The sequence below is a fragment of the Arthrobacter sp. MW3 TE3886 genome, assembly GCF_041262145.1.
Taxonomy (GTDB): domain Bacteria; phylum Actinomycetota; class Actinomycetes; order Actinomycetales; family Micrococcaceae; genus Arthrobacter.
In genome coordinates, this window is sequence record NZ_JBGCAN010000001.1 from 2,908,001 (window position 1) to 2,925,255 (window position 17,255).

12 protein-coding genes and 1 pseudogene are annotated in these 17,255 nt (G+C 69.2%); 5 read left to right on the plus strand and 8 right to left on the minus strand.

What is annotated here, in order from left to right:
• Positions 1 to 63 precede the first annotated feature (63 nt).
• From rpsD to ABH915_RS13225, 3 genes are all read right to left on the minus strand, one after another.
• Positions 64 to 690: a 30S ribosomal protein S4 gene (rpsD, locus tag ABH915_RS13215; RefSeq protein WP_018773157.1), complete on the minus strand. Its 627-nt coding sequence runs from the start codon at positions 688 to 690 to the stop codon at positions 64 to 66.
• A gap of 185 nt (positions 691 to 875) precedes the next feature.
• Entirely contained in the window at positions 876 to 1,274 is a 399-nt protein-coding gene (locus ABH915_RS13220) for a cupin (protein WP_370121979.1), read from the minus strand.
• A 264-nt stretch (positions 1,275 to 1,538) separates the two neighbouring features.
• Entirely contained in the window at positions 1,539 to 2,972 is a 1,434-nt protein-coding gene (locus ABH915_RS13225) for a replication-associated recombination protein A (protein WP_018773159.1), read from the minus strand.
• A 64-nt stretch (positions 2,973 to 3,036) separates the two neighbouring features.
• On the opposite strand from ABH915_RS13225, the gene ABH915_RS13230 reads away from it, so the two are divergent.
• Positions 3,037 to 3,684, plus strand: coding sequence for an acVLRF1 family peptidyl-tRNA hydrolase (locus ABH915_RS13230; protein ID WP_370121982.1), 648 nt, complete (start codon positions 3,037 to 3,039; stop codon positions 3,682 to 3,684).
• Between the two features lie 60 nt (positions 3,685 to 3,744).
• Here ABH915_RS13230 and ABH915_RS13235 read toward each other — a convergent pair whose 3' ends face one another.
• From ABH915_RS13235 to aspS, 3 genes are all read right to left on the minus strand, one after another.
• Positions 3,745 to 5,610 carry a DUF222 domain-containing protein gene (locus ABH915_RS13235; RefSeq protein ID WP_370121985.1) on the minus strand — a complete coding sequence of 622 codons (1,866 nt, stop codon included), beginning with the start codon at positions 5,608 to 5,610 and terminating at the stop codon, positions 3,745 to 3,747.
• A 120-nt stretch (positions 5,611 to 5,730) separates the two neighbouring features.
• Positions 5,731 to 6,582: a GNAT family N-acetyltransferase gene (locus ABH915_RS13240; RefSeq protein WP_370121988.1), complete on the minus strand. Its 852-nt coding sequence runs from the start codon at positions 6,580 to 6,582 to the stop codon at positions 5,731 to 5,733.
• A gap of 119 nt (positions 6,583 to 6,701) precedes the next feature.
• The gene (gene aspS, locus ABH915_RS13245) at positions 6,702 to 8,465 is read right to left on the minus strand and encodes an aspartate--tRNA ligase (protein ID WP_370121990.1); all 1,764 of its coding nucleotides are present in this window, start codon (positions 8,463 to 8,465) and stop codon (positions 6,702 to 6,704) included.
• Between the two features lie 123 nt (positions 8,466 to 8,588).
• Between aspS and ABH915_RS13250 the strand changes: the two genes are divergently transcribed.
• Complete coding sequence (locus ABH915_RS13250; protein ID WP_370121993.1) at positions 8,589 to 9,956, plus strand: APC family permease; 1,368 nt, start codon at positions 8,589 to 8,591, stop codon at positions 9,954 to 9,956.
• On the opposite strand, the pseudogene hisS reads toward ABH915_RS13250, so the two are convergent.
• Positions 9,953 to 11,297, minus strand: a pseudogene (hisS, locus tag ABH915_RS13255) (histidine--tRNA ligase). The gene ABH915_RS13250 and the pseudogene hisS sit on opposite strands and share 4 nt — an antisense overlap.
• Before the next feature lie 277 nt (positions 11,298 to 11,574).
• Between hisS and ABH915_RS13260 the strand changes: the two are divergent.
• The 3 genes from ABH915_RS13260 (at position 11,575) to ABH915_RS13270 (ending at position 14,874) form a co-directional block, all read left to right on the plus strand.
• Positions 11,575 to 12,381: a peptidylprolyl isomerase gene (locus tag ABH915_RS13260; protein ID WP_018773169.1), complete on the plus strand. Its 807-nt coding sequence runs from the start codon at positions 11,575 to 11,577 to the stop codon at positions 12,379 to 12,381.
• A gap of 61 nt (positions 12,382 to 12,442) precedes the next feature.
• On the plus strand, positions 12,443 to 14,083 hold the full coding sequence (locus tag ABH915_RS13265) for a DUF349 domain-containing protein (protein ID WP_370121996.1): 1,641 nt from the start codon (positions 12,443 to 12,445) through the stop codon (positions 14,081 to 14,083).
• Positions 14,084 to 14,199: 116 nt separating this feature from the next.
• Positions 14,200 to 14,874, plus strand: a complete 675-nt coding sequence (locus tag ABH915_RS13270) for a type IV toxin-antitoxin system AbiEi family antitoxin (RefSeq protein ID WP_370121999.1) — start codon at positions 14,200 to 14,202, stop codon at positions 14,872 to 14,874.
• Between the two features lie 41 nt (positions 14,875 to 14,915).
• Here ABH915_RS13270 and ABH915_RS13275 read toward each other — a convergent pair whose 3' ends face one another.
• Positions 14,916 to 17,207, minus strand: a complete 2,292-nt coding sequence (locus tag ABH915_RS13275) for a bifunctional (p)ppGpp synthetase/guanosine-3',5'-bis(diphosphate) 3'-pyrophosphohydrolase (protein ID WP_370122001.1) — start codon at positions 17,205 to 17,207, stop codon at positions 14,916 to 14,918.
• Positions 17,208 to 17,255: the final 48 nt, after the last annotated feature.

A 17,255-nucleotide genomic window follows, 5' to 3' on the forward strand; every position in this document is an offset into this window, starting at 1 on the left:
CCTTACATACAAAGAAGCCCGCGGCGCTTGCCACGGGCTTCTTTGTAGGTGATGCCTTTTGAATTAGCGTGCGTAGAATTCCACGACGAGCTGCTCTTCGCAGGTCACGGGGATCTCGGAACGCTTGGGGCGGCGCACCAGGCGGGCCTGCAGGGCGTCAAGCTTGACGTCCAGGTAAGCCGGAACGATCGGCAGGACGTCGCGGTGAGCGCCGGCTGCTGCAACCTGGAACGGAGGCATGGTCTCGCTGCGGCTGTGAACGTGGACCAGCTGGCCCTCGCCGACGCGGAAAGACGGGCGGTCAACGCGGATGCCGTCAACGAGGATGTGGCGGTGCACAACCAGCTGGCGGGCCTGGGCGATGGTGCGGGCGAAGCCGGCACGCAGCACGAGGGCGTCGAGACGCATTTCGAGCAGTTCGATCAGGTTTTCACCGGTCAGGCCCTTGGTGCGGCGTGCTTCTTCGAAGGCACGGGTCATCTGGGCTTCGCGGATGCCGTACTGGGCGCGCAGACGCTGCTTTTCGCGCAGACGTACGGCGTAGTCGGAGTCCTGCTTCTTGCGGGCACGGCCATGCTCACCGGGGCCGTACGGGCGGCGCTCCATGTACTTGGCGGCCTTGGGGGTCAGAGCGATGCCGAGTGCGCGCGAAAGGCGTGCGGTACGGCGAGCACGAGTGTTGTTAGCCACTTGTGTCCTTCCAATATCTGCGGTGTGTCAGTGTTACTGGCCTCCACGATGGAGAGCATCGGCCAACCGCTGCCTTTTGCTACTGGGCACAGGGCAACCCTCATCAAATGCGAAATTCAATGGATTGTGCGTCCGTACCTTGCCAGACAACGAACAAGCCTACCAGATCCGGCCGACGGACCGGCTCAGATCCGGGCGTGCACTCCCCGGGCTCCGCTGCGCCCAAAGGACGCCGCCCCCAGGAATTCCACGGCCACGAACGGTTTCTGGCCCACCACCCATTCGTCGTGACCGGGCGGAATCGCGTAGGTGTCGTTGGCGTGGATCGTGGAGCGCAGCCCTTCGGCCGTTTCAACTTCCATCTCACCGGAAATGCAGAAACCGAGATGGTGGTGCAGGCAGACGTCGGTCTGCTCGTAGGGTCGGGTGTTAACCGACCACCGCCAGCCCGGGCCCAGGATCAACCGGGCCACCGAGTAGTCGTTCACCGTGCAGAGGTCGAATTCGGCCTTGTCCGGGCACCGTTTCTTGTCCGGCACATCGAAGGACTTCACTGCCATGGCTGTAACGAAGTTGATACTCATGGGGCACCTGCTGGGGAGGGGGCGGGAACGCTCGCGGTGGATGACCTGGGATGGAGCGAAGCCGGCTGACGTTCCAGGCTCCGGGTAGCGGGAGCCGGCATGTGCCCGCGCTGTCCCCTGCGCCGCACGGACGGTCAGCAGATCCGTGCTGACATAATTCCACGTTAGACCTCTTGGTCCCTATGTCAACGGCGGATTCCGGCGCCGCGGCCCGCTGCCGACCAGCCGCTGGTCACGGGCGTTCACGGGCGGTTCGCGAGCGGTTCAGGTGCCGCGGATGATCTTCCGAAGCCGCTCGAGCCGGGTGGAGATGTCACGTTCGGCCCCGTTGCCGGTGGGTTCGTAGTAGTTGCGCCCGACGAGGTCATCCGGCGGGTACTGCTGGGTGGCGACGGCGTGCGGGGCGTCATGGGCGTATTTGTAGCCTTTGCCGTGGCCCAGCTGTTTTGATCCCGGGTAGTGGGCATCGCGCAGGTGGGCGGGGATGCCGTTCCCGAGCCCGGCGCGGACGTCGGCGATCGCCTGGTTGATGCCCATGTACGCGGCGTTGGACTTCGGTGCGGTGGCCAGATGCACCACGGCCTCGGCAAGGATGATGCGGCCTTCCGGCATGCCGATCAGCTGCACGGCCTGGGCCGCCGCGACGGCGGTTTGCAGCGCCGTCGGGTCAGCCATGCCGACGTCTTCGGCCGCCGAGATCACGATCCGGCGGGCCACGAACCGGGGGTCCTCTCCCGCCTCCAGCATCCGGGCGAGATAGTGCAGTGCGGCGTCGACGTCGGAGCCCCGGATCGATTTAATGAACGCGCTGGCGACGTCGTAGTGCTGGTCCCCGGCCCGGTCGTAGCGGACGGAGGCGACGTCCAGGGCCCGCTCCGTGTGCTTGAGGTCGATCTTCACCGGAGCCGCATCGGCGTCGTCGGCGTCCCCGAACGCGACGCCGGCCGCGGCCTCGAGCGCGGTCAGCGCCCGTCGGGCGTCGCCGCCGGAGAGCCGGACGAGGTGCGCCAGGGCGTCGTCGCTGAGTTCTACTTTGCCGCCGAGCCCGCGGGCATCCGTCGCGGCCCGCAGGAGCAGGCCCTCGACGTCGGCGTCCGTGAGCGGCTTGAGGGTTAGCAGGAGGGACCGCGAGAGCAGCGGGGAGACGACGGAGAAGGACGGGTTTTCGGTGGTCGCGGCGACCAGCACCACCCAGCGGTTTTCGACGCCGGGCAGCAGGGCGTCCTGCTGGGCTTTGTTGAAGCGGTGGATCTCGTCCAGGAACAGCACGGTGGTGGTCTTGTAGAGGTCCCGGGCAGTGAGGGCCTCGTCCATGACGCGGCGGACGTCCTTTACTCCGGCGGTGATGGCGGAGAGCTCGACGAACTTCCGCCCCGGGCCCTTGGCGATGACGTGCGCGAGCGTGGTTTTGCCGGTTCCTGGAGGCCCCCAGAGAATCAGTGAACTGGGGCCCGCGGGGCCGGTCGCGTCGGAGCCGGCCGCCAGCTGGCGCAGCGGGGAGCCTTGGCCGAGCAGGTGCTGCTGGCCCACGACATCATCGAGGGTGCGCGGCCGCATCCGGACGGCGAGGGGGCTCCGTGGCGACGCTGGCCCGGCGGCAGACCGGGCGTGGCCGGAATCGTCGGTGGCACCCTCGGCTGCGCCGAAGTCGTCGCTACCGTCGGCGTTGTCCCGCCCTGCACCAAAGAGATCATCCACATAGATAGGCTACTTCTAGTTCCTGCCGCCCCTCACCCTCATCCCCCGCAACGGAGTACCTGCCATGTCCAGCCCCGAGACCCGTGTGGCTTTCGTCTCCGGCGACCGGCTGCCGGGCTGGGTGGACCGCTTCGCCGCGAGCCACGGGGCACTGGCGGAGGAGGAGCTCGACGCCGGCCTGCAGCTGCGCGCCGCCGACGGCGCCGTGGCCGTCCTCCGGGCGCCCTGGCCCGTGGACGGCCGGCCCGGCAGCGGCCATGACGCCCTCTCCCGGCTGGCCTCCCTGGCCGGGCAGCCCCGGAGCATCGGCACCGTCCTGGTCCGCCGCGGCGGATATTCGGTGGCTGTGGTCAGCGCCGGCGCCGTGCTGGCGTCCAAGACCGGCACGCGCCACGTCCAGTCGCGGACGGCTGCGGGTGGCTGGTCCCAGCAACGTTTTGCCCGGCGGCGCGCCAACCAGGCCGATGCCCTCGTGGAGGCTGTCGCCGAGCACGCCGGACGGATCTTCGCTGAGCACCGGGTCGAATACCTCGCGCCCGGCGGCGACCGGACCCTGGCGGACCAAGTGCTCGCCGAGCCCGTGCTCCGGCGCTACGCCGGCCTGACGCGGCTCGCGTTCCTGGACGTCCCGGATCCACGCGCGGCGGTACTGAAGAAGGCCGCCGCGGAGCTGTGCTCCGTGCGGATCCTGGTGACCGACCCGCCGGCGTAGCAGTTGCCGATTGCCCGCAGCTGCTCTTTGGGCGCCAAAGTAGCGGTGACCGGGGGGCGATCAGACACAGTGGAACAGGGAACGTTCCGGATAGGGGTCGTTCAGGGGCCCCGGCCAGGCCGGCTCGTCCGCGTCTGCGGCGGGCAGTGGATGCCCGGCGGTGAATTCGTGCCAGTCCGGGAAGGGGTCCGGGGGCAGGCCCCGGTCCGCATCCTCGGGCAGGGCCGGGTACGGATCCTCGGCCAGGTCCGGGTACGGATCCTCGGCCAGGTCCGGGTCCGCGTCTGCGGCGGGCAGTGGGTGCCCGGCGGTGAATTGGTCCCAGTCCGGGAAGGGGTCCGGGGGCAGGCCTGGCTCCGGGTCCTCGGGCGGGCCTGTGTCGGGGCCTGTGTCGGTGTCTGGTTCCGGGCGTGTGTCCGTGGCCGGGATGTCGGGCAGCCAGTCCTGGGGCCAGCGGGGTGGTTCCCAGTCCTGGTGTTCGCTGGGGTAGTGCCGCCCGGCCGGGGAGGTCCAGCCCGGCGGGTGGTCTTTGCTGGCTCCGGCCGGTGTCCAGGCGGAGGCGTGTTTGAGCCGGTGGTGTTTCGGGCAGGGCTGGCCCAGGTTGGAGATCCCGGTGCTGCCGCCGTCGGCCCAGGCCAGAATATGGTCTGCCTCGTTGTCCAGGGAGTGGTTGCCGCAGCCGGGGAAGGGGCACCTGCCGTCGCGGAGCCGGAGCCACTGGCGCTGGGCCGTCGTCAGGCGGTAGCTGGTCCGGCCGATTTCCAGCGGGGCACCGTCCCGGGGGTCGGTCAGGACCCGGTGGAAGGAGCCGGCGCCGTCTAGGAGGAGGCGGCGGGCCATCGACGGCGGGATCGGCCCGTAGCCGTCCAGGACGGCCGGTTCGTCCGTGGCGCCCAGCAGGGACAGGACCGGGACGGTGACCAGGACCTGCGCCCGCGGCGACGGAACACCACCCCCTGCCAAGCCCGCGCCCGTCCCCACGCCAGCACCCGCACCCGTGCCGCCGGTGGTCCCGGTGCCGGTGTCGCGGTTGGCCGTTCCGCCGTCGTCCGTTCCGGTGCCGGTGGTGAGGAGCCAGGTGGCGGTGATGTCGGCGCGGAGCTGGGCCAGGGTCCGGGCCTCGTCCGGGCCCTGCAGGGCGCGGGCGGCGGCGGTGGTCCGTTCCCAGATCCCGGCGGCCGTATCGGCCGGAAGGTGCGCGGAGAGCCAGGCCATGCCGTCCCGGTCCGGGACGAACTCGACCCGCCGGTCCGCGGCGGACGTGGCGTGGCGTGTCTCGATGCTGGCCGGGTGGTGGCGTTCGCGCCAGGTGCGTGCCTTGGCCCGGAACCGGGCCGGAACGAGGTCCCCGGCCGGGCAGCCGCGGGCCGGGTTCGGTGCGGCGGGGTCCAGGAAATGCGCTTCGAGCCCGGCCGCGCCGGCCCGGTCCAGGCCGGCGGTTTCCTCGACAAGGATCCGGGCGTGGGCCCAGGAGATCGTGCCGGCCCGCAGCGCGGCCAGGGTCAGCGGCAGCGCCGCCGTCAGGGCCCGGGACTCGGCCAGCAGGGCGCCGGCGCTGCGTTCGCTGACGGTCAGGACACAGGCGACCTCGGCCACCAGGGCCATCTCCTGCACGGCGCGGTCCCGCGCGGACGCCGCCGGCGGGGCCAGGAACCTGGCCGCTTGGGCGTAGCCGGCGGCCAGCTGAACCTTCAGCGCCGCGGTCCGGGCCTCCAGCCGGGCCACCTCGGCGAGCCCGTCCAGGCAACCTTCCGCCAGCCGCCGCAACGGATCGGCGGCTTCCAGCGGGTCGGCAGGCGGATCGGCGTCGTCAGCGCCCGCTCCGGCCAGGGCAGCCAGCGCGGCAGCGGACTCGGCGACGGCCTCCACGGCCGCACCGCTCTCCGCACTCCACGTCTCCGCACCCCACGCTGTCCTGCGATCCATACCCCAAGCAAATCACGAGCCACCGACAGAAATAGAGACATCCGCTGTCCTCGAGCGTGGGCATTGAGCCGAGGGTCATCCCGCGAACCCGGAGTGATCCGAACGCCGGAGCCGGAATCCTTAGCAGCCGGTCAGGTGCCGCTTGGGCCTGTCCTGACGGTAGAGGTAGCGGCCGGCTTCGCGGAAGCCGGCGCGGGCGTACAGCTCACGGGCACCGGAGTTGGAGGCCATGACCAGCAGCCAGTACCCCGCCAGGCCGCGGGTCCCGCCCTCGCGCAGCAGCGCCTGGACCGCCCGGCTCCCATAGCCCCGACGCCGCGCATCCGGACGCGTTGCCATGCAGTACAGCCCGCCCCACCCGGGCCCGGACGGGCCGGTGTTGGGCAAGGCGAGGCGTGCGACGGCGGCCGGCGCCCCGCCGTCGTCCCGGACGAGGGCGTACAGGGCCGGGCACCCGGCCAGGATGCGGCGGGCCACGGCGAGCTCGTCCGCTCCCCCGCGGCCGTCGACGTTCCACCACAGCTCCAGCCATTCCGCCGACGGCTCGGCGGAGATTTCCACGGCAGGTCCGGGGCCGCCGGAATCCGGGCCGGGTACGGACTCCACCCAAGGGCCGCGGACCAGGACCAGGGTTTCGGACTGCCGGGTGAACCCTTCGTCATCGAGCATCGCGTGCAGCGCCGCATGGGGCGGGCCGTCGAAGACCTGGAAAATCAGCGGAAGCCGGCGGTTCCGGTACCAAAGCCGGGCCTCCCGGAGCGCGGCCAGCAGCCGGTGCGGGTCATCATCGCCGGGAACCCGCGCCCAGACCGAGTTTGCCCGTTGCGTCACGCCGGAGGCCGCCCGCAGCACCCAGCCGCCCGATTCCTCCCGTTCGGCAGCCGGCCACGCGGCATCCATCAGCCCGTCCAGCCCCGGAATGGCCAGGAGGTCCGGTTCCGGGCCCGCTTCGGGCATCGGGTTCAGGTCCATCGAGGTTCTCCGTCCGGAACAGTTGCGGCCGATCATGACAGCGGCAGGTGCCCTCCGGTTGCCCGGGGAGCCCCTGCCGCTACGGCTGGTGTTTCCAGCCTGGTTTTGCCGTCCGCGGCCTACTTGGCCTCGGGCTTGAAGTCGACGCCGGCTTCCTTGCGCTGCTGCGCCGTGATCGGAGCGGGAGCCTGGGTCAGCGGGTCGAAGCCGCCACCGGACTTCGGGAACGCGATGACGTCGCGGATGGACTCCACGCCGGCCAGCAGGGCAACCACGCGGTCCCAGCCGAACGCGATGCCGCCGTGCGGAGGGGCGCCGAACTTGAAGCCCTCCAGCAGGAAGCCGAACTTGGTCTGCGCGTCTGCCTTGTCCAGGCCCATGAGCTCGAAAACCCGTTCCTGGACGTCGCGCTCGTGGATACGGATCGAGCCGCCGCCAATTTCGTTGCCGTTGCAGACGATGTCGTAGGCGTAGGACAGCGCCGACTCGGGATCCGTGTCGAAGGAGTCCATGAACTCGGGCTTGGGCGAAGTGAACGCGTGGTGCACGGCGGTCCACTTGCCGGCGCCGACGGCGACGTCGCCGGAGGCGACCGCGGCGGCGGCGGGCTCGAACATCGGCGCGTCCACGACCCAGCAGAAGGCCCAGTCAGCGGGGTTGATGAGCCCGGTGCGGTGGCCGATCTCGACACGGGCAGCGCCGAGGAGCGCACGGGACGGAGTCTTCTCGCCGGCTGCGAAGAAGATGCAGTCACCGGGCTTGGCGCCGACGGCGTCGGCGAGGCCAGCGCGCTCGGTCTCGGTGAGGTTCTTGGCGACGGGACCGGCGAGTTCGCCGTCCTCCTTGTAGAGCACGTACGCCAGGCCCTTGGCGCCGCGCTGCTTGGCCCATTCCTGCCAGGCGTCGAGGGCGCGGCGGGCCTGGGAGGCGCCGCCGGGCATGACGACGGCGCCGACGTAGGGCGCCTTGAAGACACCGAAGTTGGTGTCCTTGAAGAATTCGGTCAGCTCGGTGAGCTCCTGGCCGAAGCGCAGGTCCGGCTTGTCCGAGCCGTAGCGGGCCATGGCGTCGTGGTAGGTGATGCGCTGGATCGGCGTCGGGATCTCGACGTCGATCAGCTTCCACAGGGCCTGGACGATGTTCTCGCCCAGGCGGATGATGTCGTCCTGTTCCACGAAGCTGGCCTCGATGTCCAGCTGCGTGAATTCCGGCTGGCGGTCCGCGCGGAAGTCTTCATCGCGGTAGCAGCGGGCGATCTGGTAGTACTTTTCGAAGCCGCCCACCTGAAGGAGCTGCTTGAACAGCTGCGGGGACTGCGGCAGCGCATACCAGGAACCCGGCGCCAGGCGTGCGGGGACCACGAAGTCGCGGGCGCCTTCCGGCGTCGAACGGGTCAGCGTGGGGGTTTCGATCTCCACGTAGCCGTCCTGGTGGAGCAGTTCGCGGGCCACGCGGTTGGCTTCCGAGCGCAGGCGCAGGTTGCGGGCGGGGCCGGGGCGGCGCAGGTCCAGGTAGCGGTGCTTCAGGCGTGCTTCCTCGCCCACCTCTACGTGCTCGTCGATCTGGAACGGCAGCGGATCTGAGGTGTTGAGGATGGTGACCTTCTCGGCCATGACCTCGATCTCGCCGGTGGGAAGCGCCGGGTTCTCGTTGCCTTCGGGACGCTGGGAGACGGTGCCGACGATCTGCAGCACATACTCGTTGCGCAGTCCGTGGAAGACCTCTTCTTCGCGGACCACAACCTGGGCGACGCCGGACGCGTCGCGCAGGTCAACGAATGCGACACCACCGTGGTCACGACGCCGGCCGACCCAGCCGGCGAGGGTTACGGTTTGTCCAATGTGCTCGGAGCGAAGTGATCCGAGGTCATGTGTGCGCAGCACGGCACGCCTTTCTGAAGAAGACAGAGGGAAAATCAAAAGCGATATTAAAACAATGACGTTCTAATAGGATCGCTACGGGAACGATCCCGTTCGAGTTTACCCGTTGGAAAGGCCCCTTCCGCCATGGCAACCCGGCACAACGGAACCCAGCCCGGTGACCAGCCCCGTGATCAGCCCGGCGGCCGGCCCGGCCCGCAGCGGCCACACCAGCGGCTGCAGCGCCGGCTCGGCGTGTTCGATTCCACGGCAATCGGCCTGGGGTCGATGCTGGGCGCCGGCGTGTTCGTCGTCTTCTCCCCCGCCGCCGCCCTGGCCGGGCCGCTGCTGACACTCGCCGTGGCCGTGGCGGGCGTCATCGCCTACTGCAATGCCGTCGCGTCGGCGCAGCTGGCGGCAAGGTACCCCGCCAGCGGCGGCACCTATGTGTACGGGCGCCGGCAGCTCGGCCAGTGGCCCGGCTTCATTGCGGGCTGGGGTTTCATCACGGGCAAGACGGCGTCCTGCGCGGCGATGGCGCTGACGTTCGGGCACTACGTGGCGCCGGCCTATGCCACGCCGCTGGCGGTCGCCGGCGTCGTCGCCCTCACGGGAGTTAATCTGCTCGGCATCACGCGGACCGCGTTGCTGACCAGGATCCTGCTGGCCGTTGTGTTGGCCACGCTCGTCTTCGTCGCCGTGGCCTCCCTGCTCGGTCCGCACCCGGCGGGCGCCCCCGCGGTGTCGGCGGCGCCGGCCTATCCCGCGCCGCCTTCCGGCGGCTGGGGCGTCCTTCCCGCGGCGGGGCTGATGTTCTTTGCCTTTGCGGGCTATGCGCGGATCGCGACCCTGGGTGAGGAGGTCAAGGATCCCGCCCGTACCATCCCGCGGGCCATCCTGGCCGCACTGGCCGGGGCCTTCGTGATCTACCTTGGCCTGGCCGCGCTGCTGCCGTGGCACCTGCCGCCGCAGCAGCTGGCGGCTTCGACGGCGCCGCTGCTGGACGCGGTGGAGGCCTCCCGCCTCAGCGGCGGAGTCCCGTTCGTCCAGGCCGGCGCGGCGGCCGCCTGCCTGGGCGCGCTGCTGGCCCTGATCACCGGGGTCGGCAGGACCACTTTGGCGATGGCGCGGGAGCGGGACCTGCCCGCCCCGCTGGCCAGGGTGGGCCGGGCCCGCAGCGTCCCGTTCACGGCGGAACTGGCCGTCGCGGCCGCCGTCGTCGTCCTGCTGCTGAGCACCGATGTGATGACCGTGGTCGGATTTTCCAGTTTCGGCGTGCTGGTCTATTACGCCGTGACCAACGCCGCGGCTTTCACGCTGTCCGGCCGCCCCTGGCATGCGCCGCGCTGGCTCAATGTTCTGGGCTTCCTCGGCTGCCTGATCCTGGCCGTCACCCTGCCGCCGGCCTCCGTGCTGTTCATGGCGGCGGTGCTGGCGGCAGGGGTGGCCGGGCGGTTCCTCGTCGTGCGGGTGCGCAGGACGCGGGCCAACAGCGGACCTGCCCGGAAGGCCTAGCGCGCGGCGATGACGCGCACGTGCAGGTCCTCCTCGGAGGGCGTCCACGCGGCCGGGTCGGCGTCGTACTGCTCGCCCGTGCGGATGTCCTTGACCTGGTGTTTGCCGTCGTCGTCGGTGAACCAGACAAACGGAATGCCGCGACGGTCGGCGAACTTGATCTGCTTGCCGAACTTCTCGGCCTTAGCGGCGACCTCCGTGGCGATGCCACGGCTGCGCAGCTGCGCCGCGACATCCTGCGCGGCGGCCCAGCTGTCGTCGTTGTTGAGCGTCACCAGCACGGCGGTCGGCACGGAGCGCGTGGCTTTGGCCAGGTCCTGGCTCAGGATCCGCGATACCAGGCGGGTCACGCCGATCGAGAGGCCGACGCCGGGGAACTTCCGGTTGCCCTTGCTCGCCAGGGCGTCGTAGCGGCCGCCGGAGCAGATCGAACCCAGCTGCTCGTGCCCCACCAGGACGGTTTCCACCACGGTGCCCGTGTAGTAGTCGAGGCCGCGGGCGATGCTGAGATCGGCTACGACCCGTCCCGGCGCGTGCTGGACGGCGGCCGCAATGACCTGCTCCAGCTCGTTCAGGCCTTCCTCCAACAGCTCGTTGGTAACGCCCAGCGCCCGGACCTGCTCCACGAAGGACGTGTCCGCAGTGCGGATGCCCGCGAGCTTCAGGGCAGCCTGCGCCTGATCGTCGGTGGCGCCGAGTTCCTCCTTCAGCAACTCGGCCACCTTCGCCGGCCCGACCTTCTCGAGTTTGTCGATGCTGCGCAGGACGCCCGCGGTGTCCGTGAGGCCGATCCCGGTATAGAAGCCCTCGGCCAGCTTGCGGTTGTTGATCCGCAGCAGGAAGTCGGGGATGGGCAGCGCGTTGAGCGCCTCGGCAATCACGAGGGCGATTTCGACGTCGTACCGGAACGGCAGTTCACCGTCGCCGACAACATCGATGTCCGCCTGGGTGAACTCGCGGGCCCGTCCCTCCTGGGGACGTTCGCCGCGCCAGACCTTCTGGATCTGGTAACGGCGGAACGGGAACGCCAGGTAGCCGGCGTTTTCCACGACGTACCGGGGCGAACGGCACGGTGAGGTCGAAGTGCAGGGCAAGGGCGTGCGGGTCAACCTTGGCAGCGGTGTCCGCGTCCTCGTCCTGGAGCCGGCTCAGCCCGTAGACCTCTTTATCGATTTCCCCCTTGCGCAGCAACTGGCCCACCGTCTCCACGGCGCGGGTCTCGATCGAGGAGAAACCATGGAGCTCGAAGGTCCGGCGCAGCGTGTCCAGCACATGGAGTTCCACCAGCCGCTCCTCGGGGAGCCACTCGGGGAATCCTGACAGGGAGGCTGTGCGTGCCATGGTGAAATTTTCTCCTCTGGTTACCACTGCGGTATCTCGTTGCTACTGCAGTATGTCTGGGCGCGGGCGTCAGGCGGCATTCTCACTGTCGAAACGTGACGAAGATAAGCGGCAGACCGGCCAGTCGTGCATAAACTGTGTGCGGCAGTCAGTTTATGCGTTCGGCGCCCGCTTCTTCCAACGGAGCCGGCCCGGCGGGGCTGCCTGCAGCTTGCTGCTGCTACCGCGACGGCGCCCACGGCCCGTTATGGTGGCGGCCATACAACCAGGAGGACCTTTGGCGGCCAGTTCACGCAGCGCACGCGAAGCGAAGCGGCGCGTCCAGCAGATGGAGGCCAGGCGCGGCCTGCGCCGGGACCAGGACAAGCGCCGCAAGCGCGACAACGTCTTCGCCATCAGCGCCGGCACGGCGGCAATTGGCCTGGCCTTGGTGCTGCAGCTGACCGTTTTCGCCTCGAACCCGACCGAAGAGGAGTTCGCGGCCGTGCAGGAGGGACTGAACAGCCCGTCGGCATCCGCTACACCCACCGCGGCCCCGACGAATGGCGCGAACATCCCCAAGCCGGAGACCGCCGCGGGCAAGACGTTCACGGGCGAGCTCAAGCTCAACCGCGGCACGCTCGGCGTCGAGTTCGACGGCACGAAGGCCCCCCAGGCCGCGGCGGTCTTCAAATCCCTTGCCGACCAGAAGTTCTACGACGGCGTCAGCTGCCACCGGCTGACCACGGCCGAAAACTTCGGCGTACTCCAGTGCGGGTCCAAGGCCGGCGACGGCAGCAGCGACCCGAGCTACACCTGGGGCCCGCTGGAAAACACCCCGCCGGACAACAAGTACCCCGCCGGAACGATCGCCGTGGCCCGGACTGGCGGGAACGCCAACGGCAACGGCACCCAGTTCTTCATTGTGTACAAGGACACAGTCATTCCAGCGGATGCCGCCGGCGGCTATACGGTGGTGGGCAAGGTGACCTCGGGGCTCGACGTGGTGGGCGGTATTGCCGCCGCCGGACTGAAGCCTGGCGACAACGCCACCGACGGCGCACCTGTGGAACCAGTCACGATAGACTCGTTCTCACTGAAGTAACCAGCCGCGGCCCTAAAGGCCGTGGTCCCGGTATTTCCCTCCAAGCGAAAGACTTCTAGCGGTGACAGACAGTCAGAAATCCGACGAAACATTGGCAACAGCAGCTGCCAACGATACCGAAGCCGAGGCCACCCCAGCCGAGAGTGCAGGCGCTGCAGTAGACGCCGCCGGCGAGACTGCGGAACCCGCGGCCGCCGGAGGCGAGGAGCCCGCCGAGGCATCCGAACCCACTGTGTCGGCGGAACCCGCCGCGGCGGCGGAGACGACGGAGACGACGGAGACGGCCGAGGCTGTTGACGAAGCCGAAGCGACTCCCGCATCGGCTCCGACGCCGGGCCCCACGGCCGCGCGTCCCGCGCCGAGCCCGGCAGCGTTTGCCGCCCGGCCGAAGGCCAAGCCGTCGGCGGCCGCACCGGCTCCCGCGCCGGTGGCCGTGTCCTCCGCAGCCTCACTGGCCGAAGCGGCCCGCTGGGGCCGTGTTGAAGGCGACGGCCACGTCTTCCTGACCGTTGACGGCACGGAATATCCCGTAGGCCAGTACCCGGGGGTCAGCGCCGACGAGGCCCTGGGCTACTTCGCCCGGAAGTTCGACGACGTCGTGGCCCAGATCGTCCTGCTTGAACAGCGGGTGAGCTCCAAGGCGCCCACCGCGGACATGCAGAAGACCGTAACGCACCTGCGCGAGCAGCTCGCCGAACGGAACATGGTGGGCGACTTCCGCTCCGCCGAGGCCCGGCTGGACGCGCTGGTGACGCAGATCGGCGAGCTGGAAAAGGCCGAGAAAGCCGAACACGACGCCGTCCGCGCCGCTGAGCTTGCCGCCCGCGAGGCCATCGTGGCCGAGGCCGAGGAAATCGCCGGCCACGATCCCGCGCAGATCCAATGGAAGACCTCCAGCGCTCGGATGAACGAACTCTTCGAGAGCTGGAAGACCGCACAGAAGAGCGGCGTCCGGCTCGGCCGCAGCAACGAGGACGCGCTGTGGAAGCGGTTCCGCGCCGCCCGCACGGTGTTTGACCGGCACCGCCGCGCCTACTTCTCCCAGCTGGACAGCAACAATTCGGCGGCCAAGGCCGTAAAAGAGAAGCTGATCACCGAAGCCGAGGCCCTGTCCTCCTCGACCGACTGGGGTTTTGCCGCCGGCGAGTACCGCCGCCTGATGGATGAGTGGAAAGCCTCCCCCCGCGCCAGCCGCAAGGACGACGACGCGCTGTGGGCACGCTTCCGCGCCGCCCAGGACGTCTTCTTCACCAACCGGCAGGCAGCCAACGACGAGATCGACCAGGAATACGGTGCGAACCTGGTGGTAAAGGAAGCGCTCCTGGTGGAAGCCAACGAGCTCCTGCCGATCAAGGATCTCGCGGCAGCCAAGAAGGCACTGCAGTCCATCCGGGACCGCTGGGAAGAAGCCGGCAAGGTGCCGCGCGCCGACATGGGCCGCGTCGAGGCCGGTCTGCGGAAGGTGGAGGACGCTGTCCGCCAGGCCGAGGACGAAAACTGGAAGCGCTCCAACCCGGAGACGAAGGCACGCACCAACAGCGCCCTCACCCAGCTCGAAGCCGCCATCGCCGGTCTCAAGGAAGACCTGGCCAAGGCGGAGAAGGCCGGCGACGAACGCAAGATCAAGGCCGCCCGGGAAGCCCTCGAGGCACGTCAGGCCTGGCTGGAGCAGCTCGAGCGCTCAGCGAGTGAGCTCTCCTAGGCACGCTGCAGCCCAGTACGAAGTACACCAGCAGGTCAGTCCAGGCCCCGTTCCGGTTATCCACATGACCGGTACGGGGCCTGTTCTATGTCCGGGGAACCGGGAACGATGGCGGAATGGTACCCATGCCCCGCGCTCCCGCCGCCCCGCAGGTTCCGGGCCGGCACGCCCCGGGTTCGGGAGGTTCGGGGCCGGGAGGCTCGGGGCCGGGTCCGGAAAACTGCGAGCTCTACTCCCCCGGCGCTCTGTTCTCCTGGCCCGAACTGCAGGCCATGGCCGCCGACGGCGTGCTGACGCAGCTGTACCAGCGCGGCTACCTGCCACCCGGGGCCGATGCCAGTCCGCAGCTTCGCGCGCGTGCCGCGTCCCTGGCGGTGGCGCCGACGATCCGGCAGCGGGTCGTGGCGGGCCGGATGACCGCGGCATGGATCTATGGGTGTGCCACGGAGCCGGACCGTCTGGCGCTGCTGGTTGACGCCAACCGGCGGATTTCCAGCCTGCGGTCCGTGCGCGGCTGCACCTTCCACGAAGTTCGGCTGGGGCCGTTCGACGTCGTGAGCATGGGAGGCCTGATGGTGTCCAGTCCGCTGCGCACGGCCGTGGACGTGGCGATGCACGTGGATGAGGAACGGGCCCTGCCGGCCCTGAGGGCGCTGCTGGCTCGTCCCGAGCTGGGCGTGCGCCTGCGGCTGCTCAGGCTTGCCGTTGACGCGAGTCCGCGCGTCCCGCACAAGCGGGCCGCCCTCGCGAAGCTCGCCGCCCTCGTGGCAGAGCCGGCGGCGCCGGATTGACCCCGCTCTCTCCAGGGTCGGGCCGAGCCGCGAACTGCCGGTCAGCTGCGGCGGCGGTTTCCGGTGGTGCGGTACACGTCGAAGACGCCGTCGATCCTGCGGACCGCGCTGAGCACGTGGCTGAGGTACTTGGGGTCGCCCATCTCGAAGGCAAACTTGGAAATGGCCACCCGGTCCGTGGACGTGTGGACGCTCGCCGCCAGGATGTTGACGTGGTTTTCCGAGAGCACCCGCGTGACGTCGGAGAGCAGCGATTTGCGGTCCAGCGCCTCGACCTGGATCTCCACCAGGAACACGCTGGACTGTGTGGGGGCCCAGTCCACCTCCACGATCCTGTCCGGCTGGTCCATCAGGCCGCTCACGTTCGTGCAGTCGGTCCGGTGCACAGAGACCCCGGAGCCGCGCGTGACGAAGCCGAGGATCGGATCCGGCGGGACCGGCGTGCAGCATCGGGCCAGTTTCACCCAGACGTCGTCCACGCCGCGGACAACAACACCGGAATCGGAGAAGCGGGCCTTGCTGACCTGGGTCGGGATGGAGACCTCGGTGAGGGCATCGTCTGGGTGCTCGTTCCCGCCGAGGCTCTCCACCAGGCGTTCCATCACGGACTGCGCGGAGGTGTGGCCGTCGCCCACACCGGCGTAGAGTCCGGAGATGTCGGCGTACTTGAAGTCCTCCGCGATCGCCGCAAGGGCGTCGTGGGTCATGAGCCGCTGCAGCGGGAGGTTTTGCTTCCGCATCGCCTTGGTCAGCAGGTCCTTGCCGCGGTCGATCGCTTCCTCGCGGCGTTCCTTGCTGAACCATTGCCTGATCTTGTTCCGGGCCCGGGCACTCTTGACGAAGTGCTGCCAGTCCTGGCTGGGGCCGGCGCCTTCGGCCTTGGACGTGAAGATCTCGACCCAGTCGCCGTGGTTCAGTTCGCTGTTGAGCGGAACGAGCTTGCCGTTGACGCGCGCGCCGATGGTCCGGTGGCCTACCTCGGTGTGCACCGCATACGCGAAGTCGACGGGCGTGGACCCGGCGGGGAGGGCCATGACCTCGCCCTTGGGTGTGAAGACGAACACTTCCCGGGCGTTGATCTCAAAGCGCAGGGAGTCGAGGAATTCGCCGGGGTCCGACGTCTCCTGCTGCCAGTCCACGAGGGACCGCAGCCAGCCCATGTCGCCGTCGCGCGGGCTGCCGGGGCCGGCGGCCGTCCGGTTCGGCTGGTCCTTGTACTTCCAGTGCGCGGCGACGCCGTACTCGGCCCGGCGGTGCATCTCGTGGGTGCGGATCTGGATCTCCACCGGCTTGCCGCCAGGACCGATCACCGTGGTGTGCAGCGACTGGTACATGTTGAACTTGGGCATCGCGATGTAGTCCTTGAACCGCCCGGGCAGGGGGTTCCAGCGCGAGTGCATCGCGCCCAGGGCCGCGTAACAGTCCCGGACTGAATCGACCAGGACGCGCACGCCCATGAGGTCGTTGATGTCGTCGAAGTCTTTGTCGCGGACGATCATCTTCTGGTAGATCGAGTAGTAGTGCTTTGGCCGTCCGGTAATCGTGGCCTTGATCTTCGCGGTCCGGAGGTCCTCGGTGATCTGGTTGCGGATGACCGCGAGGTTCTTTTCGCGCTCCGGGGTCCGGTCCCCCACCATGCGCACGATTTCCTCGTACACCTTCGGGTAGAGGGCAGCGAAGGACAGATCCTCCAGCTCCCACTTGATGGTGTTCATGCCGAGCCGGTGGGCCAGCGGCGCGAAGATCTCCAGCGTTTCGCGCGCCTTGCGGGCCGAGGACTCAGCCGAGACAAAACGCCAGGTGCGTGCGTTGTGGAGCCGGTCGGCGAGTTTGATCATCAGGACGCGGATGTCCTTGGCCATGGCTACGACCATCTTGCGCACAGTCTCGGACTGGGCCGCCTCACCGAAGCTGACCTTGTCCAGCTTCGTGACGCCGTCCACCAGCATGGCCACTTCCGGGCCGAACTCGGCCTTGAGGTCGGCGAGGGTGTAGGACGTGTCCTCGACAGTGTCGTGCAGCAGGGCCGCGGCCAGCGTGGTGCCACTGAGGCCGAGTTCGGCGAGGATGGTGGCCACCGCGACCGGGTGGGTGATGTATGGGTCACCGCTCTTGCGCTTCTGGCCCCGGTGGCAGCGCTCGGCCACCACGAAGGCGCGCTGGATGAGGTCGAAATCCTCTTTGGGGTTGTTGGCGCGCACCGTGCGCAACAACGGCTCCAGGATCGGCGAGTACGCCGGAGCACCGCGGCCCGTCAGCCGGGCAAGGCGGGACCTCGTGCGTTCGCGACGGCCGGGGAAAGTGGGCCGGGCACCGGAATTGTCAACCGGCACAGGAACATCGGGGCGTCCGGGAACCACCAGGCCAGTCTGTGACCCCTG

Bases quoted from the DNA above. Each gene is read 5' to 3' on its own strand.
- ABH915_RS13220 (WP_370121979.1), bottom strand. From the start codon at position 1,274: ATGAGTATCAACTTCGTTACAGCCATGGCAGTGAAGTCCTTCGATGTG.
- ABH915_RS13230 (WP_370121982.1), top strand. From the start codon at position 3,037: ATGTCCAGCCCCGAGACCCGTGTGGCTTTCGTCTCCGGCGACCGGCTG.
- ABH915_RS13235 (WP_370121985.1), bottom strand. From the start codon at position 5,610: ATGGATCGCAGGACAGCGTGGGGTGCGGAGACGTGGAGTGCGGAGAGC.
- ABH915_RS13240 (WP_370121988.1), bottom strand. From the start codon at position 6,582: ATGGACCTGAACCCGATGCCCGAAGCGGGCCCGGAACCGGACCTCCTG.
- ABH915_RS13250 (WP_370121993.1), top strand. From the start codon at position 8,589: ATGGCAACCCGGCACAACGGAACCCAGCCCGGTGACCAGCCCCGTGAT.
- ABH915_RS13270 (WP_370121999.1), top strand. From the start codon at position 14,200: ATGGTACCCATGCCCCGCGCTCCCGCCGCCCCGCAGGTTCCGGGCCGG.